This window comes from Micromonospora sp. WMMD737 (genome assembly GCF_049179055.1).
Lineage (GTDB): Bacteria > Actinomycetota > Actinomycetes > Mycobacteriales > Micromonosporaceae > Micromonospora > Micromonospora reichwaldensis.
This window is the reverse complement of record NZ_JBMHMH010000001.1, coordinates 5,595,096-5,614,695: the sequence shown is the minus strand read 5'-3', so window position 1 is coordinate 5,614,695 and position 19,600 is coordinate 5,595,096. Positions and strand designations below refer to the sequence as shown.

General features: G+C 75.8%; 18 protein-coding genes. 8 read left to right on the top strand and 10 right to left on the bottom strand.

Annotated elements, in window-relative coordinates:
* Positions 1 to 299: 299 nt before the first annotated feature.
* Positions 300 to 1,250 (top strand): hypothetical protein, encoded by a 951-nt coding sequence (locus tag ACN27A_RS24935; protein ID WP_421457053.1) that lies wholly within the window; start codon positions 300 to 302, stop codon positions 1,248 to 1,250.
* Between the two features lie 83 nt (positions 1,251 to 1,333).
* Here ACN27A_RS24935 and ACN27A_RS24930 read toward each other — a convergent pair whose 3' ends face one another.
* Positions 1,334 to 2,932 carry an amidohydrolase gene (locus tag ACN27A_RS24930; RefSeq protein WP_421457052.1) on the bottom strand — a complete coding sequence of 533 codons (1,599 nt, stop codon included), beginning with the start codon at positions 2,930 to 2,932 and terminating at the stop codon, positions 1,334 to 1,336.
* Positions 2,933 to 3,135: 203 nt separating this feature from the next.
* Here ACN27A_RS24930 and ACN27A_RS24925 point away from each other — a divergent pair, with 203 nt between their 5' ends.
* The 4 genes from ACN27A_RS24925 (at position 3,136) to ACN27A_RS24910 (ending at position 7,464) form a co-directional block, all read left to right on the top strand.
* Positions 3,136 to 3,702 carry a sigma-70 family RNA polymerase sigma factor gene (locus tag ACN27A_RS24925; RefSeq protein ID WP_421457051.1) on the top strand — a complete coding sequence of 189 codons (567 nt, stop codon included), beginning with the start codon at positions 3,136 to 3,138 and terminating at the stop codon, positions 3,700 to 3,702.
* An 87-nt stretch (positions 3,703 to 3,789) separates the two neighbouring features.
* Positions 3,790 to 4,545, top strand: coding sequence for a zf-HC2 domain-containing protein (locus ACN27A_RS24920; RefSeq protein ID WP_421457050.1), 756 nt, complete (start codon positions 3,790 to 3,792; stop codon positions 4,543 to 4,545).
* Between the two features lie 51 nt (positions 4,546 to 4,596).
* Positions 4,597 to 5,226: a copper resistance CopC family protein gene (locus ACN27A_RS24915; protein WP_421457049.1), complete on the top strand. Its 630-nt coding sequence runs from the start codon at positions 4,597 to 4,599 to the stop codon at positions 5,224 to 5,226.
* A gap of 93 nt (positions 5,227 to 5,319) precedes the next feature.
* Positions 5,320 to 7,464: a cytochrome c oxidase assembly protein gene (locus ACN27A_RS24910; RefSeq protein ID WP_421457048.1), complete on the top strand. Its 2,145-nt coding sequence runs from the start codon at positions 5,320 to 5,322 to the stop codon at positions 7,462 to 7,464.
* A gap of 32 nt (positions 7,465 to 7,496) precedes the next feature.
* Here ACN27A_RS24910 and ACN27A_RS24905 read toward each other — a convergent pair whose 3' ends face one another.
* From ACN27A_RS24905 to ACN27A_RS24870, 8 genes are all read right to left on the bottom strand, one after another.
* Complete coding sequence (locus tag ACN27A_RS24905; RefSeq protein ID WP_421457047.1) at positions 7,497 to 8,240, bottom strand: ABC transporter ATP-binding protein; 744 nt, start codon at positions 8,238 to 8,240, stop codon at positions 7,497 to 7,499.
* A complete protein-coding gene (locus tag ACN27A_RS24900; RefSeq protein WP_421457046.1) occupies positions 8,237 to 9,295 on the bottom strand; it encodes an ABC transporter ATP-binding protein in 1,059 nt (352 codons plus the stop codon). The genes ACN27A_RS24905 and ACN27A_RS24900 overlap by 4 nt, the downstream gene beginning before the upstream one ends.
* Positions 9,292 to 10,161, bottom strand: a complete 870-nt coding sequence (locus ACN27A_RS24895) for an ABC transporter permease (protein ID WP_421457045.1) — start codon at positions 10,159 to 10,161, stop codon at positions 9,292 to 9,294. The genes ACN27A_RS24900 and ACN27A_RS24895 overlap by 4 nt, the downstream gene beginning before the upstream one ends.
* Positions 10,154 to 11,248, bottom strand: a complete 1,095-nt coding sequence (locus ACN27A_RS24890) for an ABC transporter permease (protein ID WP_421457044.1) — start codon at positions 11,246 to 11,248, stop codon at positions 10,154 to 10,156. Before ACN27A_RS24890 ends, ACN27A_RS24895 begins: the two co-directional genes overlap by 8 nt.
* A complete protein-coding gene (locus ACN27A_RS24885) occupies positions 11,215 to 12,810 on the bottom strand; it encodes an ABC transporter substrate-binding protein (RefSeq protein WP_421457043.1) in 1,596 nt (531 codons plus the stop codon). Before ACN27A_RS24885 ends, ACN27A_RS24890 begins: the two co-directional genes overlap by 34 nt.
* 472 nt (positions 12,811 to 13,282) lie before the next feature.
* On the bottom strand, positions 13,283 to 14,038 hold the full coding sequence (locus ACN27A_RS24880) for an SRPBCC family protein (protein WP_132231800.1): 756 nt from the start codon (positions 14,036 to 14,038) through the stop codon (positions 13,283 to 13,285).
* A 1-nt stretch (position 14,039) separates the two neighbouring features.
* The gene (locus tag ACN27A_RS24875) at positions 14,040 to 14,648 is read right to left on the bottom strand and encodes an ArsR/SmtB family transcription factor (RefSeq protein WP_421457042.1); all 609 of its coding nucleotides are present in this window, start codon (positions 14,646 to 14,648) and stop codon (positions 14,040 to 14,042) included.
* Between the two features lie 65 nt (positions 14,649 to 14,713).
* Positions 14,714 to 16,822, bottom strand: a complete 2,109-nt coding sequence (locus ACN27A_RS24870; protein WP_421457041.1) for a heavy metal translocating P-type ATPase — start codon at positions 16,820 to 16,822, stop codon at positions 14,714 to 14,716.
* A 138-nt stretch (positions 16,823 to 16,960) separates the two neighbouring features.
* Here ACN27A_RS24870 and ACN27A_RS24865 point away from each other — a divergent pair, with 138 nt between their 5' ends.
* Entirely contained in the window at positions 16,961 to 18,052 is a 1,092-nt protein-coding gene (locus ACN27A_RS24865; protein ID WP_421457040.1) for an L-dopachrome tautomerase-related protein, read from the top strand.
* A 68-nt stretch (positions 18,053 to 18,120) separates the two neighbouring features.
* Here the strand turns inward: ACN27A_RS24865 and ACN27A_RS24860 are convergent, their stop codons facing one another.
* The gene (locus tag ACN27A_RS24860) at positions 18,121 to 18,528 is read right to left on the bottom strand and encodes a four-helix bundle copper-binding protein (protein ID WP_225852248.1); all 408 of its coding nucleotides are present in this window, start codon (positions 18,526 to 18,528) and stop codon (positions 18,121 to 18,123) included.
* A 187-nt stretch (positions 18,529 to 18,715) separates the two neighbouring features.
* On the opposite strand from ACN27A_RS24860, the gene yidD reads away from it, so the two are divergent.
* Both yidD and ACN27A_RS24850 read left to right on the top strand, forming a co-directional pair.
* Entirely contained in the window at positions 18,716 to 19,132 is a 417-nt protein-coding gene (yidD, locus tag ACN27A_RS24855) for a membrane protein insertion efficiency factor YidD (RefSeq protein ID WP_225852250.1), read from the top strand.
* Between the two features lie 9 nt (positions 19,133 to 19,141).
* Entirely contained in the window at positions 19,142 to 19,597 is a 456-nt protein-coding gene (locus tag ACN27A_RS24850; protein WP_421457039.1) for an ATP-binding protein, read from the top strand.
* The last annotated feature ends 3 nt before the right edge of the window (positions 19,598 to 19,600 follow it).

The window sequence follows — 19,600 nt, the reverse complement described above, 5'->3', positions numbered from 1 at the left end:
TTCGACAGCCGGTTAGCCAACCCTAACCGGTAAGGAGCGAATCTGCATATCGGCGATACTGCGCCGCCGGCGTGCCCGTGCCCGCCGGCGACGCGGACGACCGGCCGTCGGCCTCCCGCCGGGAGGTCCACGGGGGCCGATGCGGCGGCCTCGTCGCCCGCGCCCCTCCTGCCTCTCATGATCAGGAGGCGATCGCCCACCTTGCGGATACCCTTGGCGACCTGGCGAGCAGGGCGACGACGCGCACCCGGACGCGACGCGACGGCGCCGGAAATCGAGGGCGACGGATGGGTGGGGCGATGCGGAGCGGGGTGCTGGTGTCGACCCGGACGGCTCTCGCCGGGGCGACGGGCAACGCCCTCGTGATGGGTGTGGCCGAGGTGAGCACGCCGCTCGGCTGGGTACTGCTTCCGGGGCTGCTCGGCGTGTCCACCCGCCCCCGGGTGGCGGCACTGATCTCCGCCTGGGCGGCCGTCCTGCTGGCGGCGTCCGTGGTCGTTCCCGTCGTACCCGGGCACCGCGCCGATCCGTGGGCGCTCGGGGCCTCCGTGGCGAGCCTGGCCGCCGTACCGCTGCTGGCCTTGGCCAGGCGACGCCGCGGGGAGCGGGCCGTCGCCCGCGTGCCCGCGCCCCGCGACGTCGCCGTGTTCACCATGCCCGCCGGCACGGGACGCGCCGCGCTGGCCGTCTGCCGCGCCCCCGGGGAGGTCGCGGCGGCGGTACCGCTGCGCCGGGGCGGCCTGCGCGTCCTCCTCGGCGTGGCGCACGGGGCCACCCTGGCCCGCCCGGAGCACACCCGGGCGCTGGAGTCGGCCTTCCGCGACGAGGCCCCGCGCGGAAGATCGCTGCCGCGGGTCGCCGGGGCCCTCGACGGCCTCGTGCGGGACATCGCCCCGGGCGGCTACCTCGCCGCCACCCTGGTGGAGGTCTCCCCCGAGGGGCGCGTCACCCTGCTGCGCTGCGGCGGCCCGGACGCCACCGCGCACGCCGCGGACGGAACCCGTCCCGCGGACCTGCCCGACGCCGGCCCGCTCGGCCTGACCGGGACGGCGACGAGCGTGGCGGAGGCGCCGGCCGGCATCCGGCGACTGGCGGTCGCCCCGGCCGCCGGGCCGCGCCGGCCGACCGAGGAGGCGCTGCGGGCCCCGCGTGCCGCGGAGGCCGTGGTCGCGCTGACCCGACGCCCCGGCGGCGGCCGCCGGACCGGCCCGGCACTGGTGGTCGACCTGCCGCCCGATCCGCCCGCCTGACCGCCGACCCGGCCTGCGGGAAGCGGCAGGCCCCGGTCAGCGGCGACCGCCGGCCCGGTCGGCGGAGAGGCGGCCGGCCCCGGTCAGCGCTGCCAGCGCACGACCCCGCCGACCACGGTGAGCGCCACCGTGAGATCGCGCAGGGCCGCCGGCTCGACCCGGTACGGGTCGGTGGGCAGCGCGATGAAGTCCGCGAGCATCCCCGGGGTCAGCCGCCCCTTCAGGTGCTCCTCGTAGGAGGCGTACGCGCCCGCCTCGGTGAAGCAGCGCAGCGCCGTGTCGAGGTCGAGCCGCTCGTGCGGGTCCACGCCGCCGGGCGGGGTGCCGTCGGGCTGCTGCCGGGTCACCGCGGCGTGAATGCCGAAGAACGGATCCGGGTCCTCCACCGGGGCGTCCGAGCCGAAGGCCACCGTCGCGCCGGCGTCCAGCAGGCTCCGCCAGGCGTACGAGGCGAGGTCCCGGCCGGCGAGCATCCGGCTGGTCAGGGGGATGTCGCTGGTGCAGTGGGTGGGCTGCATCGAGGCGATCACGCCCAGCCGGGCCAGCAGCGGCACGTCCGCCGGGCGCAGGTGCTGGGTGTGCTCGATCCGGTGCCGCAGCCGCCGTACCGCCGTCGGGTCGGTGCGCGCCGACTCCTGCCAGTTGGCGTACGCCCGCAGCACCATCCCGTTCGCCGCGTCGCCGATGGCGTGCGCCGCGACGGCGATGCCGGCCCCGGCCGCCTTCGCCACCAGCCGCTCGAACTCCTCCGCCGGGGTGACGGCGATGCCGTGGTTGCCGGGCTCGCCGTCGTACGGCTCGGTCATCAGGCAGGTGTGCGAGCCGAGCGCCCCGTCGGTGAAGATCTTGACCGGGCCGGTGCTCAGCCAGCGGTCCCCGTCGCCTGTCGCCCAGCCCAGGTCGATCACCTCGTCCAGCGCGGTCGACGGGATCGACTTGTGCACCCGCAGCGGCAGCTCGCCCCGGGCGTACAGGCTCTCGTAGGCGGCCCGGCAGTCCTGCCCGTCGATGTCGTGGATGCTGGTCAGGCCGACGGAGAGCAGCCTGGGCAGGTGGGTACGCAGTTGCGCGACCAGGTCACCGCTGAGCGAGGTGCGCATGACGTCGTACGCCGCGTCGCCCGCCGCCTCGCGCAGGATGCCGGTCGGCTCGCCGCGTTCGTCGCGGACGATCTGCCCGCCGATCGGATCGGGGGTGCCGGCGTCGATGCCGAGTCGCCGGAGGGCGGCGGTGTTGACCCAGGTGGTGTGCCCGTCGATGGTGGGCAGCACGGCGGGCCGGTCCGGACAGACGCGGTCCAGGTCGGCCCGGGTCGGCTGCACCGGGCGGTCCCACTTGTGGCTGTCCCAGCGCCCGCCGAAGAGCCAGGCGTCGGGCGGCAGGGTGGCGGCGTGCCGGGCGATCCGCGCCAGCGCCTCGTCGAGGCTGGTGGTGCCGCGCAGGTCCACCTGCTCCAGGCCGCGCACGTAGAGCGCCGAGTGCAGGTGGCTGTCGATCAGGCCGGGCAGCACCGTCATCCCGCCGAGGTCGACCCGGCGCGCACCGGCGCTGGCGCGGTCGCGGCACTCGTCGAGGTCCCCGACGGCGACGATGCGCTCGCCGCGCACCAGCATCGCCTCGGCGTGCGGACGGGCGGGGTCGAGGGTGTGGATCCGGGCGTTCTCGAAAACCGTGGCGGTCATGGGCTGCCTGCTTCGACGGTCGGGCGGGGCCGTCCATGCTAGACAGCCGCCCCGGGCGACGGGCGCGGTGGCACCCGGAGGCGGGGCGTCGGGGAGGGCCGCCACCGGGCCGCTTGCGGTACGCTACCGGCCAGTCACTACTACGACCCGTCGTGATCACCGTCGGGCACCCGCCCTCCGGTGGCCCGACACGGAGGTGCCGGATGGCTGACGACGCGGAGCTGACCGCGTGGGCGCTGGCCGCCGGCCGGGGTGACCCGACGGCCGCCGCCTGCTTCGTCCGGGCGACGCAGCAGCAGGTTCGCCGCTTCCTCGCCGCGCTGGTCACGCCCCGCGAGGCGGACGACCTGACCCAGGAGACCTTCCTGCGAGCGATGCGGTCGCTGCCGTCGTACGCCGGACGCTCCTCGACGCGGACGTGGCTGCTCGCCATCGCCCGCCGGGTCGCGGCGGACCACGTCCGTACCGTCACGTCGCGGCCGCGCACGGTGCCGATGCCCGACGGGTACGACGTCCCCGACCCGGCGCGCAGCGGCTTCGACCGGCAGGTCGTGCTCGAACGCCTCATCGCGGCGTTGCCGAGGGACCGGCGGGAGGCGTTCGTCGCCACCCAGGTGCTGGGCCTGTCCTACGCCGAGGCCGCGGAGGTGTGCGGCTGCCCGGTGGGCACCATCCGCTCCCGGGTGGCCCGGGCCCGGGAGGATCTGGTCGCCGCCGCGCACGGCTGGTCGGAGCCGGACGCGGGCCGGGGCGGCGGCGCCACCGGCTGACCCGTCCCGCCGCGCTGACCTGCGGGAAGACGACGGCCCACGAAACTGCGCGGGAACCAACGACGGGTCCGGGACGACTACCGGTACATGGGGTGTGAGCAGTGGCGTGAGGTGCTGTCGGCGCAGTTGGACGGGGAGGAGACCGCCGCCGAGCGGACAGCCGTGGCGGCCCACCTGGCCGGCTGCGCCGGCTGCCGGACGTGGTACGACCGGGCCACGGCGGTGACCCGCCGGGCGCGGCTGTCGGTCGCCGTCGCCGGTGACGACCGCACCGACGTCATCCTCGGCGCGCTGCCCGCCCCGGCTCCGCGCCGCCGGCGGGAGCGGGTCGTGCTCACCCTGCGGGCGGTCCTGGGCCTGGTCGGGGCGCTGCAACTCGTGCTGGGCCTGGCGCAGATCGGACGCGGCACGGCGAGCGCCCACGCGCACGCGGCGGCCGGCGGGCTGATGTCGGGACACCTGTGGCACGAGTCGGCGGCGTGGAACGTCGCCGTGGGCGCGGGCTTCCTCTTCGTCGCCGCCCGGCGCACCCCGCCGACCGGGCTGGTGCCGATGTTGAGCGCCTTCGTCGGCATGCTGGCGCTGCTGTCGGTCAACGACCTGCTGACCGGCTGGGTGGACACCGCCCGGCTGGTCAGCCACGGCTTCCTGCTCGCGGGCTACGTCATCGTCGTCGCCCTGTCCCGCCCGGGGCTGCGCCCCGACGGCCCGTCGCGGCGCAGCCGCCCGGACGAACCCCGCTGGAGCCTGCCCGCCGACGAGCCCACGGAGTCGCCGGGGCTGCGGCTGCTCCCGTCGCCGTATCCCGGCTCCGCCCGCGTCTCCGACCGCCGCGCGGCCTGACCGGTCACCAGCCGCCCGGCTGACCACCACCAACCAGGAGAAGCGCCAGACATGCACACCCCGTTCCGCCGCCCGACCGTCGCGGCCCTCGTCGCCGCCGCGCTGGCCGCCGCCGCGCTGCTGCTCGTACCGGCCGCCCCCGCCGCCGCGCACAACACGCTGCGGGCCGCCAGCCCCGCCGACGGCGAGCGCCTGACGACGCCGCCGACGCGGGTCACCCTGGAGTTCGCGCAGCGGCTCGACCCGACCTTCACCACCATCGCGCTGACCGACGCCGCCCGGCGGAAGATCCCCACCGGCGGGCCCACCGTTGACGGTACGAAGGGCACGGTGACCGTCGTCGAGACGCTGGGCGAGGGCACCTACACCGTCGCCTACCGGATCGTCTCCGCCGACGGGCATCCGGTGCAGGGGTCGTACCGGTTCACCGTCGCCGGCGGCGGGGCGAGCACGGCGACGGGGGCGGTCGCCGATCCGCCGGCCGCCGTCGCGGCCCCGTCCGCCGCCGCCACGCCGCCGGCCGCTGCCGCCGCCTCGCCGGCCGCCGGGTCGGTCGACCCCGCCGCCGCGACCGGCTCCGGCGGCCTCGGGACGGGCGGCGTGCTGCTGGCCGCAGGGGTCCTGGTGGCCGTCCTCGGCGGGACCGCGCTGCTGCTGCGCCGGCGCCGCGGGACCCGCTGACCGGCAGCACCCCGACCCCAATTTTCCGGCACCGCGCCCCGGGCCGCCCCGGACGCGAGCCGCCGCCCTCCCCCGAACCCAAGGGACACCGACGTGCCAGACACCACCTCCCGCCCCGTCCAGCCCGCCCGGGGCCCGGGCGCCGACTCCGTGGCGACGACGGCGGCCGGTGACGCCGGACCGGTCGTGGGCCCGCCCGGCGCCGGCGTCCGTCCCGGCTCCCGGGGGCGTGGCGCGTGGCTCGTACCCGTCGCGGCCGTGGCGTCGGCGGTGGCCGTACTCCTGCTCGGCCTGCGGGCCGGCGACGCGCTCGCGGTCGCGATCCCCGGGCTGCCGGACCCGGGGCCGGTTACGGCGTGGGCGCTGCCCGTGGTCCGGCTGCTCGCCGACGGCCTCGCCACCCTGACGGTCGGAATGCTGGTGACGGCGGCCTTCCTGCTGCCCGGCGACGGGCGGAGCGTCTCGGCGTACGGCTGGCTGCTGCTGCGCCGCGCGGGCACGGCGGCGGCGGGCTGGGCGGTGGCCGCGGTGACGCTGATCGTGCTGACGGTCTCGGACCTGCTCGGCGTCCCCGTGGACGGGCTCGGCGTCCCCACCGTGGTCAGCTTCGCCACCTCGATCTCGCAGGGGCAGGCGCTGCTGCTCCAGGCGGGGCTGGCGCTGGCGGTGGCGGTGCTGGCCCGGGCGGGCGTGTCGCGCGGGCTCGCCGCCGTGACGGCGCTGGTCGCGCTGGTCGGGGTGCTGCCGCCGGCGTTCACCGGGCACGCCGCCGGGGCGGGCAACCACCAGATCGCGGTGTCCAGCCTCGCCCTGCACGTGCTGGCCGCCGTCCTCTGGGTCGGCGGGCTGGTGGCGCTGCTGATGGTCCGCCGCAGCCGGCAGCTCGCCGACGCCGCCCACCGGTACGGCCGCCTCGCCCTGGGCTGCTTCGTGGCCGTCGCGGTGAGCGGATCGGCCAACGCGGCCGTACGCCTCGGCGACGTGGCCCAGCTCTGGCAGTCCCGGTACGGCTGGCTGGTCCTCGGCAAGCTCGTCGCCCTGGCGGTCCTGGGCACCCTGGGCGCCGTGCACCGGTCGCGGACCCTGCCGGCCCTGCGCGCGGGTCGACGCGGCGCGTTCGCCCGGCTGGCCGCCGGCGAGGTGGTCGTGTTCGCCGCCACCGTCGGGCTGGCGGTGGCGTTGTCCCGCAGCCCCACCCCGGTGACGCAGGACCCGCTCGACGCCGATCCGATCACCGAGCTGCTCGGCTTCCCGATGCCCGCCGCGCCGACCCCGGAACGCCTGGTGGGCCAGCCGCTGCCGGACATGTTCTTCCTGACCCTCACCGTCCTCGGCATCGGCGGCTACCTGGCCGGGGTGTGGCGGCTGCACCGTGCCGGGCACCGCTGGCCGCTGGCCCGGACCGCGAGTTGGTCGGCCGGCCTGCTGCTGCTGGCCGCCGTCACCAACCTGGGCGTGGCCCGCTACGCGTACGTGCTGTTCAGCGCCCACATGGTGCAGCACATGGTGCTGTCGATGCTGGTGCCGATCCTGCTCGTCGGCGGCGCCCCGGTCACCCTCGCGCTGCGCGCCCTGCGGCGCCCCGCCGACCCGCAGGTCCGTGGCGCCCGGGAGTGGCTGCTGCTGGCGCTGCACAGCCGGCCCGCGAGGCTGCTCACCCACCCCCTGGTCGCACTGGGCATCTACGCCGGCAGCCTCTTCGGCCTCTACCTCAGCGACCTGCTCGGCACGCTGATGCGCTCCCACCTCGGCCACCTGGCCATGCTCACGCACTTCGTGGTCGCCGGGTACCTGCTGTTCTGGGTGCTCATCGGGGTCGACCCGGGCCGGCCGAGGCTCCCCCACCCCATCCTGGTGATCATCCACCTCGCGGCGATGATGGCGCACGGCTTCTTCGGCCTCGTGCTGATGCAGACCACCAGCCTCATCGCCCCGGACTGGTACGTCGCCGTCCACCCCGACTGGGCGTCGTCGCTGCTGGAGGACCAGCGGCTGGGCGCGGGCATCGCCTGGGCGTTCGGGGAGATCCCCGCCGCGGTCGTGCTGGTCGTGCTGGTCCGCCAGTGGATCCGCGCCGACGGGCGGGAGCAGGCCCGCCTCGACCGGGCCGCCGCCCGCGCCGAGGCCACCGGCGAGCCGGACGACCTGGCCCGTTACAACTCGTTCCTGGCCGCCGCCGGCCGCGCCGACGGCACCGAGTCCGGTGATCCCGCCGCGACGTCGGCCCGTACCCCGTAGGCGGCGGCGCGGCCCGGGGGGAGGCGGGCCGGTCAGGGCTGCGGCGGGGGCGGCAGGTCGACCACCCGGGTGGCCCAGCGGGCCATCAGCGCCGGGTCGTGGGTGATGAGCAGGACCCCGGCGGCGTGCTCCCGCTGGTAGTCGGTGATGACGGCCGCGAGGTGCGCCTGGGTGGAGGCGTCGAGCATGGCGGTGGCCTCGTCGCAGAGCAGGTAGTCCGGCCGGTGCACGAGCGCGCGGGCGAGGCAGGCGCGTTGCAGCTGCCCGTCGCTGACGGCGTGGGGGCGGCGGGCGAGCAGGTCGGGCGTGAGGCCGACGAGGTCGGCCAGCTCCGCCGCGCGGGCCCGCGCCGGCGCCTCGGGCGTGCCGGTGGCGCGCAGCGGTTCGGCGATGATGTCGGCGAGGCCCAGCCGGGGGTCGGTGGCCGCGCGGGGGCTCTGGAACAGGATCGCGACGCGGGTACGGACGGCGGCGGGCAGCCGGTGCCGGGCGCCCGCGATCCGTTGGCCGTCGAGGGTGACGTGCCCGGCCTCGGGGGCGTGCAGCAGGGCCAGCACCCGGGCGAGGGTGGACTTTCCGCTGCCCGAGGGCCCGCGCAGGCCGACCGTCTCGCCGGGGGCGACGCGCAGGTCGACGCCGTCGAGGACGCGCCGGCCGCCGTAGGAGACGGCGACCCCGTGGGCGGCGAGCGCGGTAGTGGTCATGCCGGCGGTGTCGGTCGTGCCGGCAGTGCTGGTCGTGCCGGCGGCACCGGTCGTGCCGGCGGTGCTGGTCATGCCGGCGCTCCGAGGGTGAGCGGGTGGTGACAGGCGATCCGGGCGGGGGCGCCCGCCGGGGGCGCGGGCGGGGTGCGGCAGACGTCGGTGGCGCGGTCGCAGCGCGGGGCGAAGGCGCAGCCGGGAGGCAGGTCGGTGAGCATCGGCGGATGGCCGGGGACCGGCCGGAAGGCCCGCTCGGGCAGGGCGTCGAGCAGGCCGGCGGTGTAGGGGTGGGCGGGTGCCGCGAAGAGTTCGGCCGTCGGCCGCCGTTCCACGATCCGGCTCGCGTACATGACGGCGACCGTGTCGGCGACCCGGCGGGCGGCGGCCAGGTCGTGGGTGATGAGCAGGACGGCGCCGCCGGCGTCGCAGCGGCGGCGCAGCAGGTCGAGGGTGTGGTCGACCAGGGGCCGGTCGAGGCCGGTGGTGGGTTCGTCGGCGAGCAGCAGCGGCGGGTCGGGGGCGAGGGCGAGGGCGGTGGCCAGGCGTTGGGCCATGCCGCCGGAGAGCTCGTGGGGATAGCGGTCGAGGTCGGCGGGGTCGAGCCCGACGTCGTCGGCGACCCGCTCGGCCGCCGCGGGCGCCTCGCGCCGGGTGCGCCCGTGGGCGCGCAGGGTCTCCTCCAGCAGCCGCCGGCCCGTCCGTACGGGGGTCAGGGCGGTGGCGGGGCTCTGCGGCACCAGCCCGACCGCGCGGCCGCGTACGGCGCGGGCGAGGTGTCGCTCCGAGGAGTTGACCAGGTCGACCTGTGCCCCGGTGGGCGGGCGCAGGTGGGCGTGACCCGTGACGGTGGCGTTGCCGGGGAGCAGGCCGAGCAGGGCGTGCGCGAGCACCGACTTGCCGCAGCCGGACTCCCCGACCACCGCCAGGAGTTCGCCCGGGTGGATGGTCAGGTGCAGGTCGGTGACGGCCTGCACGACGGCGTCGCGGAGCTGGAAGCGGACGGTCAGCCCGTCGACCTCCAACAGGCCCGGCCGACCGTCGGCGGCTCCACCGGCGGCAGTGGCGTCGCCCGTGGCGGCGCTGAGGGCGGTGTCGGCCGGGGCGGCGGTGGGCTCGCGGGTGGTGGTCACAGGTGCAGCTCCGCTCGTACGCGCGGGTCGAGGCGATCGCGCCACCGGCCGGTGAGGGCGGCCAGGGCCAGCGTGACGACGACGAGGAGCAGGCCGGGCACGATGCTGGCCCACCAGGCGCCGGTGAGCAGGGACCGCTGCCCGTCGTTGATCATGTTGCCGATCGAGGCCAGGTGCGGGGGCAGGCCCAGGCCGAGGAAGGACAGCGCGGTCTCGTGCCAGACGGCGTGCGGCACCATCAGCGTGGTGGCCAGCGCCAACCGGGGCAGCACGTGCGGGAGCAGGTGCCGGGTGATCACCCGGGCGCGGCTCGCGCCGCCGGAGATCGCGGCGTCGATGAACGGCCGGGTGCGCAGGCTGAGCAGCTCCGACCGGACGATGCGGGCCGTGGAGAGCCAGTGCGTCAGCCCGATCGACAGGATCACCGCGCCCAGGCTCGGGCGCAGCATCGCGACGATGAAGATGCCCAGCAGCAGGTGCGGCAGCGCCGCGATGGTGTCGACCACCCGCATGAGCACCCGGTCGACCCAGCCGCCGAGGGTGCCGGCCACCGCGCCGACGAGGCCGCCGATCACGGTGGCGACGAGCGCGGCGACCGCGCCGACGAGCAGCGAGACCCGCAGGCCGTAGAGGCTGCGGTGGGCCACGTCGCGGCCCAGGTCGTCGGTGCCGGCCGGGTCCGCCCAGGAGGGTGCGAGCCGGGTACGGGCCAGGTCCACCGCGCTCTCGTCGAGCGGCCAGAGGACGGGGGCGAGGAGGCAGGCCAGGCCCGCGCCGACGAGCACGGCCCAGGCGAGGGCGGCACCGACCCGGCCCGTACGCGGCTTCGGCCGCCGGACCCGGGCGGGCAGGGCGAGGTCAGTCATCGAGGCGTACCCGGGGATCGGCGGCGGCGTAGGCGAGGTCGGTGCCCAGGTTCGCGGCCAGCACCACGACGGTGGTGGCCAGGGTCGTGGCGGCCAGCAGCGGGAAGTCGCTGCCCAGCGCGGCCTGTACGGTCACCGCGCCGAGGCCGGGCAGGGAGAACACGGTCTCCACCAGGACGGCCCCGCCGATCAGCTCCGGCAGGTGGGTGCCGACGAGGGTGAGGAACGGCAGCAGGGCGGTGCGCAGGGCGTGGCCGAACAGGACGGTGCGGCCGGGCAGACCCCGGGCCCGGGCGGCGAGGACGTGGTCGTCGCGGAGGCTGTCGGCGACGGCGTCCCGGATGAACAGCACGAACCACGGCGTCTGGGCGATCGCCAGCACGCCCACCGGCAGGATCAGGTGCCGGGCCACGTCGGCGGGGTCGGTGCCGGTGGCGGTGATGTCGGTGAGCCCGCCCGCCGGCAGCCACCCGAGGGTGAGGGCGAACAGCGCGATCGCGGCCAGCCCGATCCAGAACACCGGCATCGACTGCACGGCGTACGCGGTGGCGCGCAGCGCCCGGTCGAACCAGCCGCCCCGCCGGTACGCGGCCAGCGTGCCCAGCAGCAGGCTCGCCACGAGGACGAGGGCGAGGGCGGCGCCGACGAGCAGCAGGGTCCAGCCGGCGCGGGCGGCGAGCACGGAGGTGACCGGTTCGTGGCGGCTGGTGGACCAGCCCAGGTCGCCCTGGAGCAGGTTGCCGACCCAACGCAGGTACTGCACCGGCAGCGGGTCGTCGACGCCCCAGTTGGCGCGGATCTGCGCCAGGTTCTCCTCGGTGGCGGTGAACGCCGCCGCGCCCGCGTACTGCTGGGCGGGGTCGATGGGCGAGGCCGCGCCGAGGGCGAACATGCCGACGCTGGTGGCGGCGAGGATGGGCACGGCCACCAGCAGCCGCCGGCGGACCACCTTGCCGGCTCCCGCCAGCCGCCGCGGCCGACGCCGGGCGGTGGTCCTCGGAGGGGGTGGCGCGGCGGTCGGGGCGGGGGTCTTCGCTGTCGGGGCGGGCGTCGTCACGACTTCCGCGTCCAGGTGTGGATGTTCCACCAGAGGCTGTTGGCGACGTCGTGCTCGTGCGGCTCCACCCGGGGGGTCACCCCGGCGACCGAGTCCTTCACCACGTAGGTGTGCTGGAGGTAGGTGAGGAACGCCCACGGCACGTCGGTGGCGAGCTGCTTCTGGAACGTGGCGTACGCGGCCTTGCGGGCGGCCGGGTCGGCGTTGGCGCGGCCGTCCTGCAACGCCTTGTCCACCACGGGCGACCGGTAGGAGCCGGGGTTGAAGAAGCCCTGGCCGGCGAAGGCGGAGCCGAACAGCTTGTAGGAGACGAAGTCCGGGTCGTACGGGGTGCCGTAGCCCATCACGAGCGCGTCGCTGCCCATCCGGGGGGTGATCGCGTCCCAGGTCAGCCCCTCGGGGGTGATCTTGATGCCGACCTTCTTCGCGTCGGCGGTCACCGCGAGGGCGAGTTCCTTGCGGAGGCTGTCCGTGGCCGGGTACATCAGCGCGAACGCCGCCTGCCGGCCGTCCTTGGCACGGATCCCGTCCGGGCCCGGCTTCCAGCCGGCGGCGTCGAGGGCGGCGGTCGCGGCGGCCGGGTCGGCGGCGGGGCTGCCCACGATCGACGGCTCGGCGAACTCCGACGTCGGCGGGACCGGCCCGAACGCGGGCTCGCCGGCACCGCCGAGCAGCCCGGTGACCATCGCCGCGCGGTCCACCGCCGCGTTCAGTGCCCGCCGCACCGCGAGGTCGGCGGTGACCGGGTTGCCCATCGGCAGCATCACGCCCCGGTAGTCGGCGGTGGGCACCCGCTCCACCCGGTAGCCGGCCTGCCCGTCGAAGCCGGTGGTCAGCTTCGGCGCCAGCTCCGCCGCGTCGAACTCCCCCGCCCGCATCCGCTGCGCGCGGACGTTGTCGTCGGCGACGAACGCCACCACCACGCCGCTGTTGGCGGGCTTGCCGCCCCACCAGCTCTCGTTGGCCGCGAGCACGAGCCGGTCGCCCGGGGTCCACGACGTCACGCGGTACGGCCCGGTGCCCACCGGCTTGCGGTTGAACTCGGCCTTGTTGATGTCCTGCCCGGTCAGCGCCTTGGCCGGCACGATCCCGAGGGCCAGCCGCTGCGCGAAGGGCGCGTAGGCGTACTTCAGGGTGAACACCACGGTCGACGGGTCGGGCGCGCTGACCGAGGCGAGCATGTCCAGGTCGGAGCGGAGCGTGGAGTCGACCTTCGGGTCCAGCACCGCCTGGTAGGTGAAGACCACGTCCTGCGCGGTGAACGGGCTGCCGTCGTGGAACAGCACGCCGTCGCGCAGCTTCACGGTGACGGTCCTGCCGTCGGGCGAGACGGTCGGCAGCTCGCGCGCCAGCGCCGGCACCAGCTCGTTGCGGGCGTCGCGGGCGACCAGCCCGTCGAAGATCAGGGAGCCGCCGTCGACGCCGTAGTTCAGCACCGGGTTCAGCGCGTCCGGCTCACCCGCCGTCGCCACGACGAGCGTGCCGGCGCCGGCCGTGCCCGTCGACGTGGTCGTCGGCGAGGAACAGCCGGCCAGGGCGAGGACACCGGCGACGGCCACCGCCGCCGCGCGCTTGGACAGAGGCGTACCCATCACATGCTCCCGGGCTGTTCTCCGCACGACAGCCCGGCGTCGCACCCGGGCCGGCGTCCTGATCTTGGCCGACGTGCCCGCAGCGGTCCACGGTCACGAGCGGGCGGACGCCCCGGCCATGGTCTGGATCATCGCGCCCGGGGCAGCCGGCCACTAACGCCAGCATTCCGCAACTGCCAAGCCCATGCAACAAGCGCCGGGCGGCCATGTTGCCCAGGCCACATCCCGCCCACGTCGGAGCGCGACTGTCAGCCGCAGGGTACGGCCCGGCGCGGGTGATCTCGTAATCGACGCCCACCGGCACCGGCGGCGGGACGGCTCCGGCGCCCCGTCCGCACGCCCCGACCACACCCGGACGCCCGGCGGGGCCGGCCCGGCTCCCACCGGGGCACAGCCTGCCGGGCGTCCGGATCGGCCCCCGTTCACCCGGGCGTCCGGCCGGGCCGGTCCGCCGGGCGTTCTCGTCGTCGGGTCAGCCGACGGGCAGGGCGGCCAGCCAGTCCTGCCAGGCCCGCTCGGCCGGGGCCGGGTCCTGCCCCGCGAAGACGTGGTGGCCGAGGACCAGGGCGTCGCCGCGCTCGGCACCGGAGTACAGGAACCGGTAGAGCGCGTCGGCGGTGCGGACACCGACGTAGGTCGGCAGGCCGGCCAGGTCGACGACGCCCTCGATCGGCGGCAGCCCGGCGACGGTGAACCGGACGCGCTCCCCCTCGGCGAGCGGACCGGCCACGCCGAGGGCGTCGGCCACGGCCGGCCACACCCGGTCCGCGCCGCCGACGCCCGGGCGGAAGGCCGACACCGGGGTCGCGGTCCGGCCGGGGAAGTGGGCGAGGTACGCGGCCAGCGTCCCGAGGTACATGTCCCAGCCGATCCCCATGGCCTCGTACTCGGTCTCCCAGTCGTCCCCGAGGACGCCGCTCTGGACGAGCCGCAGGGTCGTGCTGCCCCGCTCGCGGCCCTCGATCAGGTATTCCATGGCCATGAACGTGCCGTCCGGGGCCGGTTCGGTGCGGTCGGCGAGCCGCTTGCCGGGCTCCCAGGCGGTGATCGTCGACTCCTCGACGTGGCCGGCCATCGTCAGGCGGGTCCGGCCGCCCTCGCCCGGCTCGACCTCGGTGCGGCCCATGAACCAGGAGTCGATGCCCGGACCGGTGGCGATGGCCTCCCACACCTGCTCGGGCGTGGCTGCCAGCTCGACGTCCTTGCGCAGCTCGAAGTGGTGTCCCATGTCAGTGCTCCTCGTTCGCGGTTCTGTCGTCGGGGTCGGCGCTGGGGTGCAGGGCGACCACCACCCGGTGTTCGCGCCCGCCGGGGGCGTTCTCGGCGTGGTATCTGCCGACCAGGGCGGTGACGGTGGCCGCCAACTCCTCGGCGAAGGCCGCCCGGTCGGCCGCCGAGGCGAACCGGACGGTGCCGTCGACCGCGAACGTCGCCACCCGCTGCTTCGCCCGCTCCGCGCCGGTGACGAGCGCGCCGACGTCCTGCACCAGGCGGGCGGCCAGCGCCAGCAGCCACCGCGCCGACAGCCGGTCCGGCGACTGCGCCGGGTCCGGCCGGACGGCGGCGAGGGCGGCGGGCGAGATCACGTACGACGCCGCGGTGGCCCGCATGACCCGCTCGGTCACGTTGCCCTTGCGGCGCTCCTCCACCAGCTCGACCAGGCCGTGCTGCTCCAGCGCCCGGAGGTGGTAGTTGACCTTCTGCCGGGGCAGGCCGACGCGGGCGGCGAGCATCGTCGCCGAGGCCGGCTCGGCGAGCGCGGCCAGCAGCCGGGCCCGCATCGGGTCCAGCGACGCCTCGGCCGCCGCCGGGTCCTCGATGACTGCGATGTCGAACATGGGTCCAGCGTCCCACCGACAACTTTTCTTGTCAAGACAATCGGATTGTTCGGCGGGACCGCCGCTCACTCCTCCCGAGGGCGCAGGCGTACGCGGCGCAGCAGTTGGGCGTTGAGCGCCACCACGATCGTCGAGGCGGACATCAGGACCGCGCCGACCGCCGGGCTGAGCGTCACCCCGGCCCACGCCAGCACGCCCGCCGCCAGCGGAAGGGCAACGACGTTGTAGCCGGCCGCCCAGCCCAGGTTCTGGAGCATCTTGCGGTACGACGCCCGGGACAGCCGGATCACGCCGGTGACGCCCCGCGGGTCGGACGAGGCGAGCACCACCCCGGCGGACTCGATCGCCACGTCGGTGCCGGCGCCGATGGCGATGCCCACGTCGGCCCGGGCCAGGGCGGGGGCGTCGTTCACCCCGTCGCCGACCATCGCCACCCGCAGCCCGCGCCGTTGCAGGTCGGCCACGGCGTCGTCCTTGTCGGCGGGCAGCACCTCGGCGAAGACCTCGTCGACGCCGGGACGGAAGCCGAGGTCGGCGGCGACCGTCTCGGCGACCGGCCGGGCGTCCCCGGTGATCATCACGATCTTGCCGACGCCCTGCTCCCGCAGCTCCGCGATCGCCTCGCGGGCCTCGGGGCGGACCTGGTCCTCCAGCGCCAGGGCGCCGAGGACGGTGGCCGTGTCCCCGTCGAGGCGCAGCAGGTGCAGCACCGCCGCGCCCCGGCGCGACCAGTCGCCCTGCCGGTCGGCCAGGTCGTCAGGCGTCCGCGCGCCCAGCTCACGCAGCAGGGCGGGACCCCCGACGGCGTACGCCGTGCCGTCGACCTCGGCGCGGACGCCGCGCCCGGTCAACGAGCGGAACCCCGTCGCCCGCCGGACCACGCCGCGCCCGGCCCCGGCGGTCACGATGGCCCGGGCCAACGGATGCTCGCTGTCCGCCTCCACCGCCGCCGCCAGGGCGAGCACCTCGTCCTCGCTGCCGCCCCGCGTGGCCGCCACCCCCGACACCACGTGCTCGCCCCGGGTCAGGGTGCCGGTCTTGTCGAACAGCACCGCGTCGACCGTGCGCATCCGCTCCAGCGCCAGCCGGTCCTTGACCAGGATCCCGCCCCTGGCCGCCACGGCGGTCGAGAGCGCGATCACCAGCGGGATGGCCAGACCCAGCGCGTGCGGGCAGGCGATCACCAGCACGGTGACGGTACGCACCACGGCCGCACCGAGGTCGCCGAGCACGGCCCAGGTCACCAGGGTCGCCAGGGCCACCACTGTCGCGACGTAGAACAGCCAGGCGGCGAAGCGGTCGGCGAGCACCTGCGCGCGACCGCTGGACTGCTGGGCCTGGGCCACCAGGCGCTGGATGCCGGCCAACGCGGTGTCCTCGCCGACCGCCTCGACGCGTACCCGGATCGCCGCGTCGGTGGCCACCGTGCCGGCGACCACCCGGTCCCCGACGCCCCGGGAGACCGGCCGCGACTCGCCGGTCACCATGGACTCGTCCACCTCGGCGCCGCCGTCGACGATCCGGCCGTCGGCCGGCACCCGCGCGCCGGGCCGGACCAGCACCAGGTCGTCGACCCGCAGGTCCACCACGGACACCCGCTCGACCCCGCCGTCCGCCGCCACCCGCTCGGCGTCGTCGGGCAGCAGCGCCGCCAGGGCGGACAGCGCGCCCTGCGCCTGCCCGATGGCCTTCATCTCCTGCCAGTGCCCGAGCAGCATGATCGTGACCAGGGCGGCGAGTTCCCACCAGAAGTCCAGGTCGAAGACGCCGAGCGCGGTGGCCGCCGAGGCGACGTACGCCACCGTGATGGCCATCGCGATGAGCAGCATCATGCCGGGCGCCCGGTCGCGCACCTCCCGCACGGCCCCGACCAGGAACGGCCAGCCGCCGTAGAGGAAGACGACGGTGCCGAGGACCGGGCCGACCCAGGTCACGCCCGGGAACTCCAGCCGGTAGCCGAACCAGTCCATCACCATGTCGCTGGTCAGCACGATCGGCACCGTCAGCGCCAGGCTCAGCCAGAACTTCCTGCGGAACATCTCCGGGTCGTGCCCGGCGTGCTTGTCGTGCCCGGCGTGCCCGCCCGCGCCATGAGCGTGCTGGCCGGCGTGCGTGTCGGAGGTACCCGTCGCGCGGGGCGGGTGGCCGTCGTGGTGGTGCGTCTCCTGGGGCATCTGCGCCTCCTCACGACCACCCTACATACCCCCACCGGGTATCGGCCGGCGGATCGGCCCGGCGTTGGGAAACGGGGGTTTGCGGCAGTGGGCGCCGGGAAGCCCGACGGTCGACCCCGCGCGAGAGGGAGATGACGCATGCACGTGCGCGAGCCGGTCGGTGAGCTGGAACTCGTCCACGCCTTCACCGGCCCGATGCCCACCGGCGTGAGCGTCTCGCACACCGGCCGGATCTTCGTCAACTTCCCGAAGTGGGGCGACGAGGTGCCCGCCACGGTGGTCGAGCTGCGCGACGGCCGCGAGGTGCCCTTCCCCGACGAACGGTGGAACAGCCCGTCGGGCGACGACGACGCGGAGGCGTTCGTGTCGGTGCAGAGCGTCGTCGTCGACCCCGCCGACCGGCTCTGGGTCCTCGACACCGGCAGCCCGATGTTCCGCCCCACCACGCCCGGCGGCCCGAAACTGGTCCGCGTCGACCTGGACACCGACACCGTCGCCCAGGTGATCACCTTCCCGACCGACGTCGCCCTGCCCAGCACCTACCTCAACGACGTGCGCTTCGACCTGCGCCGCGGCGAGGCGGGCACCGCCTACGTCACCGACTCCTCCGACTCCGGCCCGAACGGGATCATCGTGGTGGACCTGGCCAGCGGCACGTCCTGGCGGCGGCTGCACGACCATCCGTCCACGAAGGCCGAGCCGCTGGAGACGTTCCGGCCCGTGGTCGAGGGCCGGCCGTTCCTGGAGCGTCCCGCCGACGGGCCGCCGAAGCCGGTGACGATGGGCGCGGACGGCATCGCCATCTCCGCCGACGGATCCCGGCTCCACTACTGCCCGCTCGCCTCCCGCCGCTGGTACAGCGTGTCCGTCGACGCGCTCACCGACCGGTCGACGGCCGACGACCGGGTCGCCGCGTCGGTGGTGGACGAGGGCGACAAGGGCGGCGCCTCCGACGGCCTGGAGACCGACGACGCCGGCCGGCTCTACCTCACGTCGTACGAGCACGACGCCGTGCTGCGCCGTCTCCCCGACGGCGGGTACGAGACCGTGGCGCACGACCCGCGGCTGCTGTGGCCCGACACCATGTCCGTGGCGAGCGACGGGCACCTGTACGTGACCGCCAACCAGTTGCACCGCCAGGCGAAGTACCAGCGCGGGCAGGACCTCCGGCGCAAGCCGTACGCCCTGTTCCGCGTCCGGATCGACGCCGGTCCGGTCCGGTTGCGCTGACCGTCGCCGCGGACGGCACGGTGCCGGCACCCCACGCAGGGTGCCGGCGCCGGGTCGTCCGGGGACGGTCAGCTCATGGTGGCGAGCAGGTCCCGGCAGGCCCGCTCGCACGCGCGGCAGGCCTCGGCGCAGATCCGGCAGTGCTCGTGCATGCCCGCGTGGCCGGCGCACTCGTCGCCGCAGGACTTGCAGGCGGTGGCGCATGCCTCCAGCAGCGTGCGGGTGATGTTGGCGTCGTAGCCGGTGTGCCGGGACAGCACCCGGGCGGTCGTCGTGCAGATGTCCGCGCAGTCCAGGTTCGTCCGTACGCACTTCGTCAGCTCGGCGACCATGTCCTCGCTCAGGCAGGCGTCGGCGCAGGCGGTGCACGCCTGGGCGCAGGTGTTGAGCGCCTCGACGACGGCGGCCAGCTTGGCCCGGTCCAGGTTGATCGACTTCGGGTACGTCTCGAGCATCGGCATCGTGGTGCTGGGCACGGCGTTCTCCTCTCGGTCATTGCCTGTGCACTACCCGCGACCCTCGCCCGGCATGCGGCCACCGGCGGTACCTGTCGCGTCCGGTCGATACCGCGTCCGGGTCGGCACCGCCTCCGGGTCCCACCGGCCGGTCGGCGCCGGGGGCGACGGCGCGTCGGTCGTCGCGCTGGCCGATGATCGGACCGTGATGTTCAGACGCCTCCGGGAGACGGCCCGCGAGAACCGCCGGCAGCAACGGCTCATGTCGAAGTCGAAGAACCCCGACGGCTGCTGCGACTGCTGCGACCTGGGGCTGTTCTCGACCCTGCTGACGCTCGGCGCGGCGACGGCGGCGGCGACCCGGGCGCCGGTGCTGGACCGGGCGGGCGTGGCGGCGATCCGGGGCTACCGCCGGTGGCTGTCGCCGCACTGGCCGGGGCGGTGCCGCTTCACGCCGACCTGCGGGGCGTACGGGCTGACGGCGGTGGAGCGGCACGGGTTGGCGGTGGGCGGACGGATGGCCGCCGAGCGGGTGCGTCGCTGCCGTCCGGGGGTGCCCCGGGGCACCCACGATCCGGTGCGCCGACCGATGAGCCCTGGAGTGAGCCGGCCGGAGATCGGGTAGAACGGAACCATGGGCCAGCTGAGCAGTTCCACACCCCCGGCGCAGGCCGTTGAGCTGCGGCGGTGGACGTTGCAGGAGCCGGTGGACCTGCGTGCCCTGCGGGCGTCCCTGCACGAGGAACTGACCGGCGACGTGCTCGGTGAGGGCAAGGCCCTGGCGGAGGTTCCCGAGCTCGTCGCGCTGATCGCCACGGAGCTGGCGACGAACGCCCTGCGCCACGGGATCCCGCCGACCATCGTCCGGCTGCTCGCGACCGACGACTACCTCATCCTCGACGTCGCCGACCACGACCTGGGGTCCCTGCCGCAGCTCGCCGAGGCCCGGCCCGTCGGCGACGGCGGGCGCGGCCTGGAGCTGGCCCGCGCCCTCTCCCTCGACGTCGGCTGGTACGCCACGGGCACCACCAAGAACATCTGGGCGTCCTTTCCCCGCACCGAGCGCCTCAGTGGCGCGCGGAGCGCCTGACCG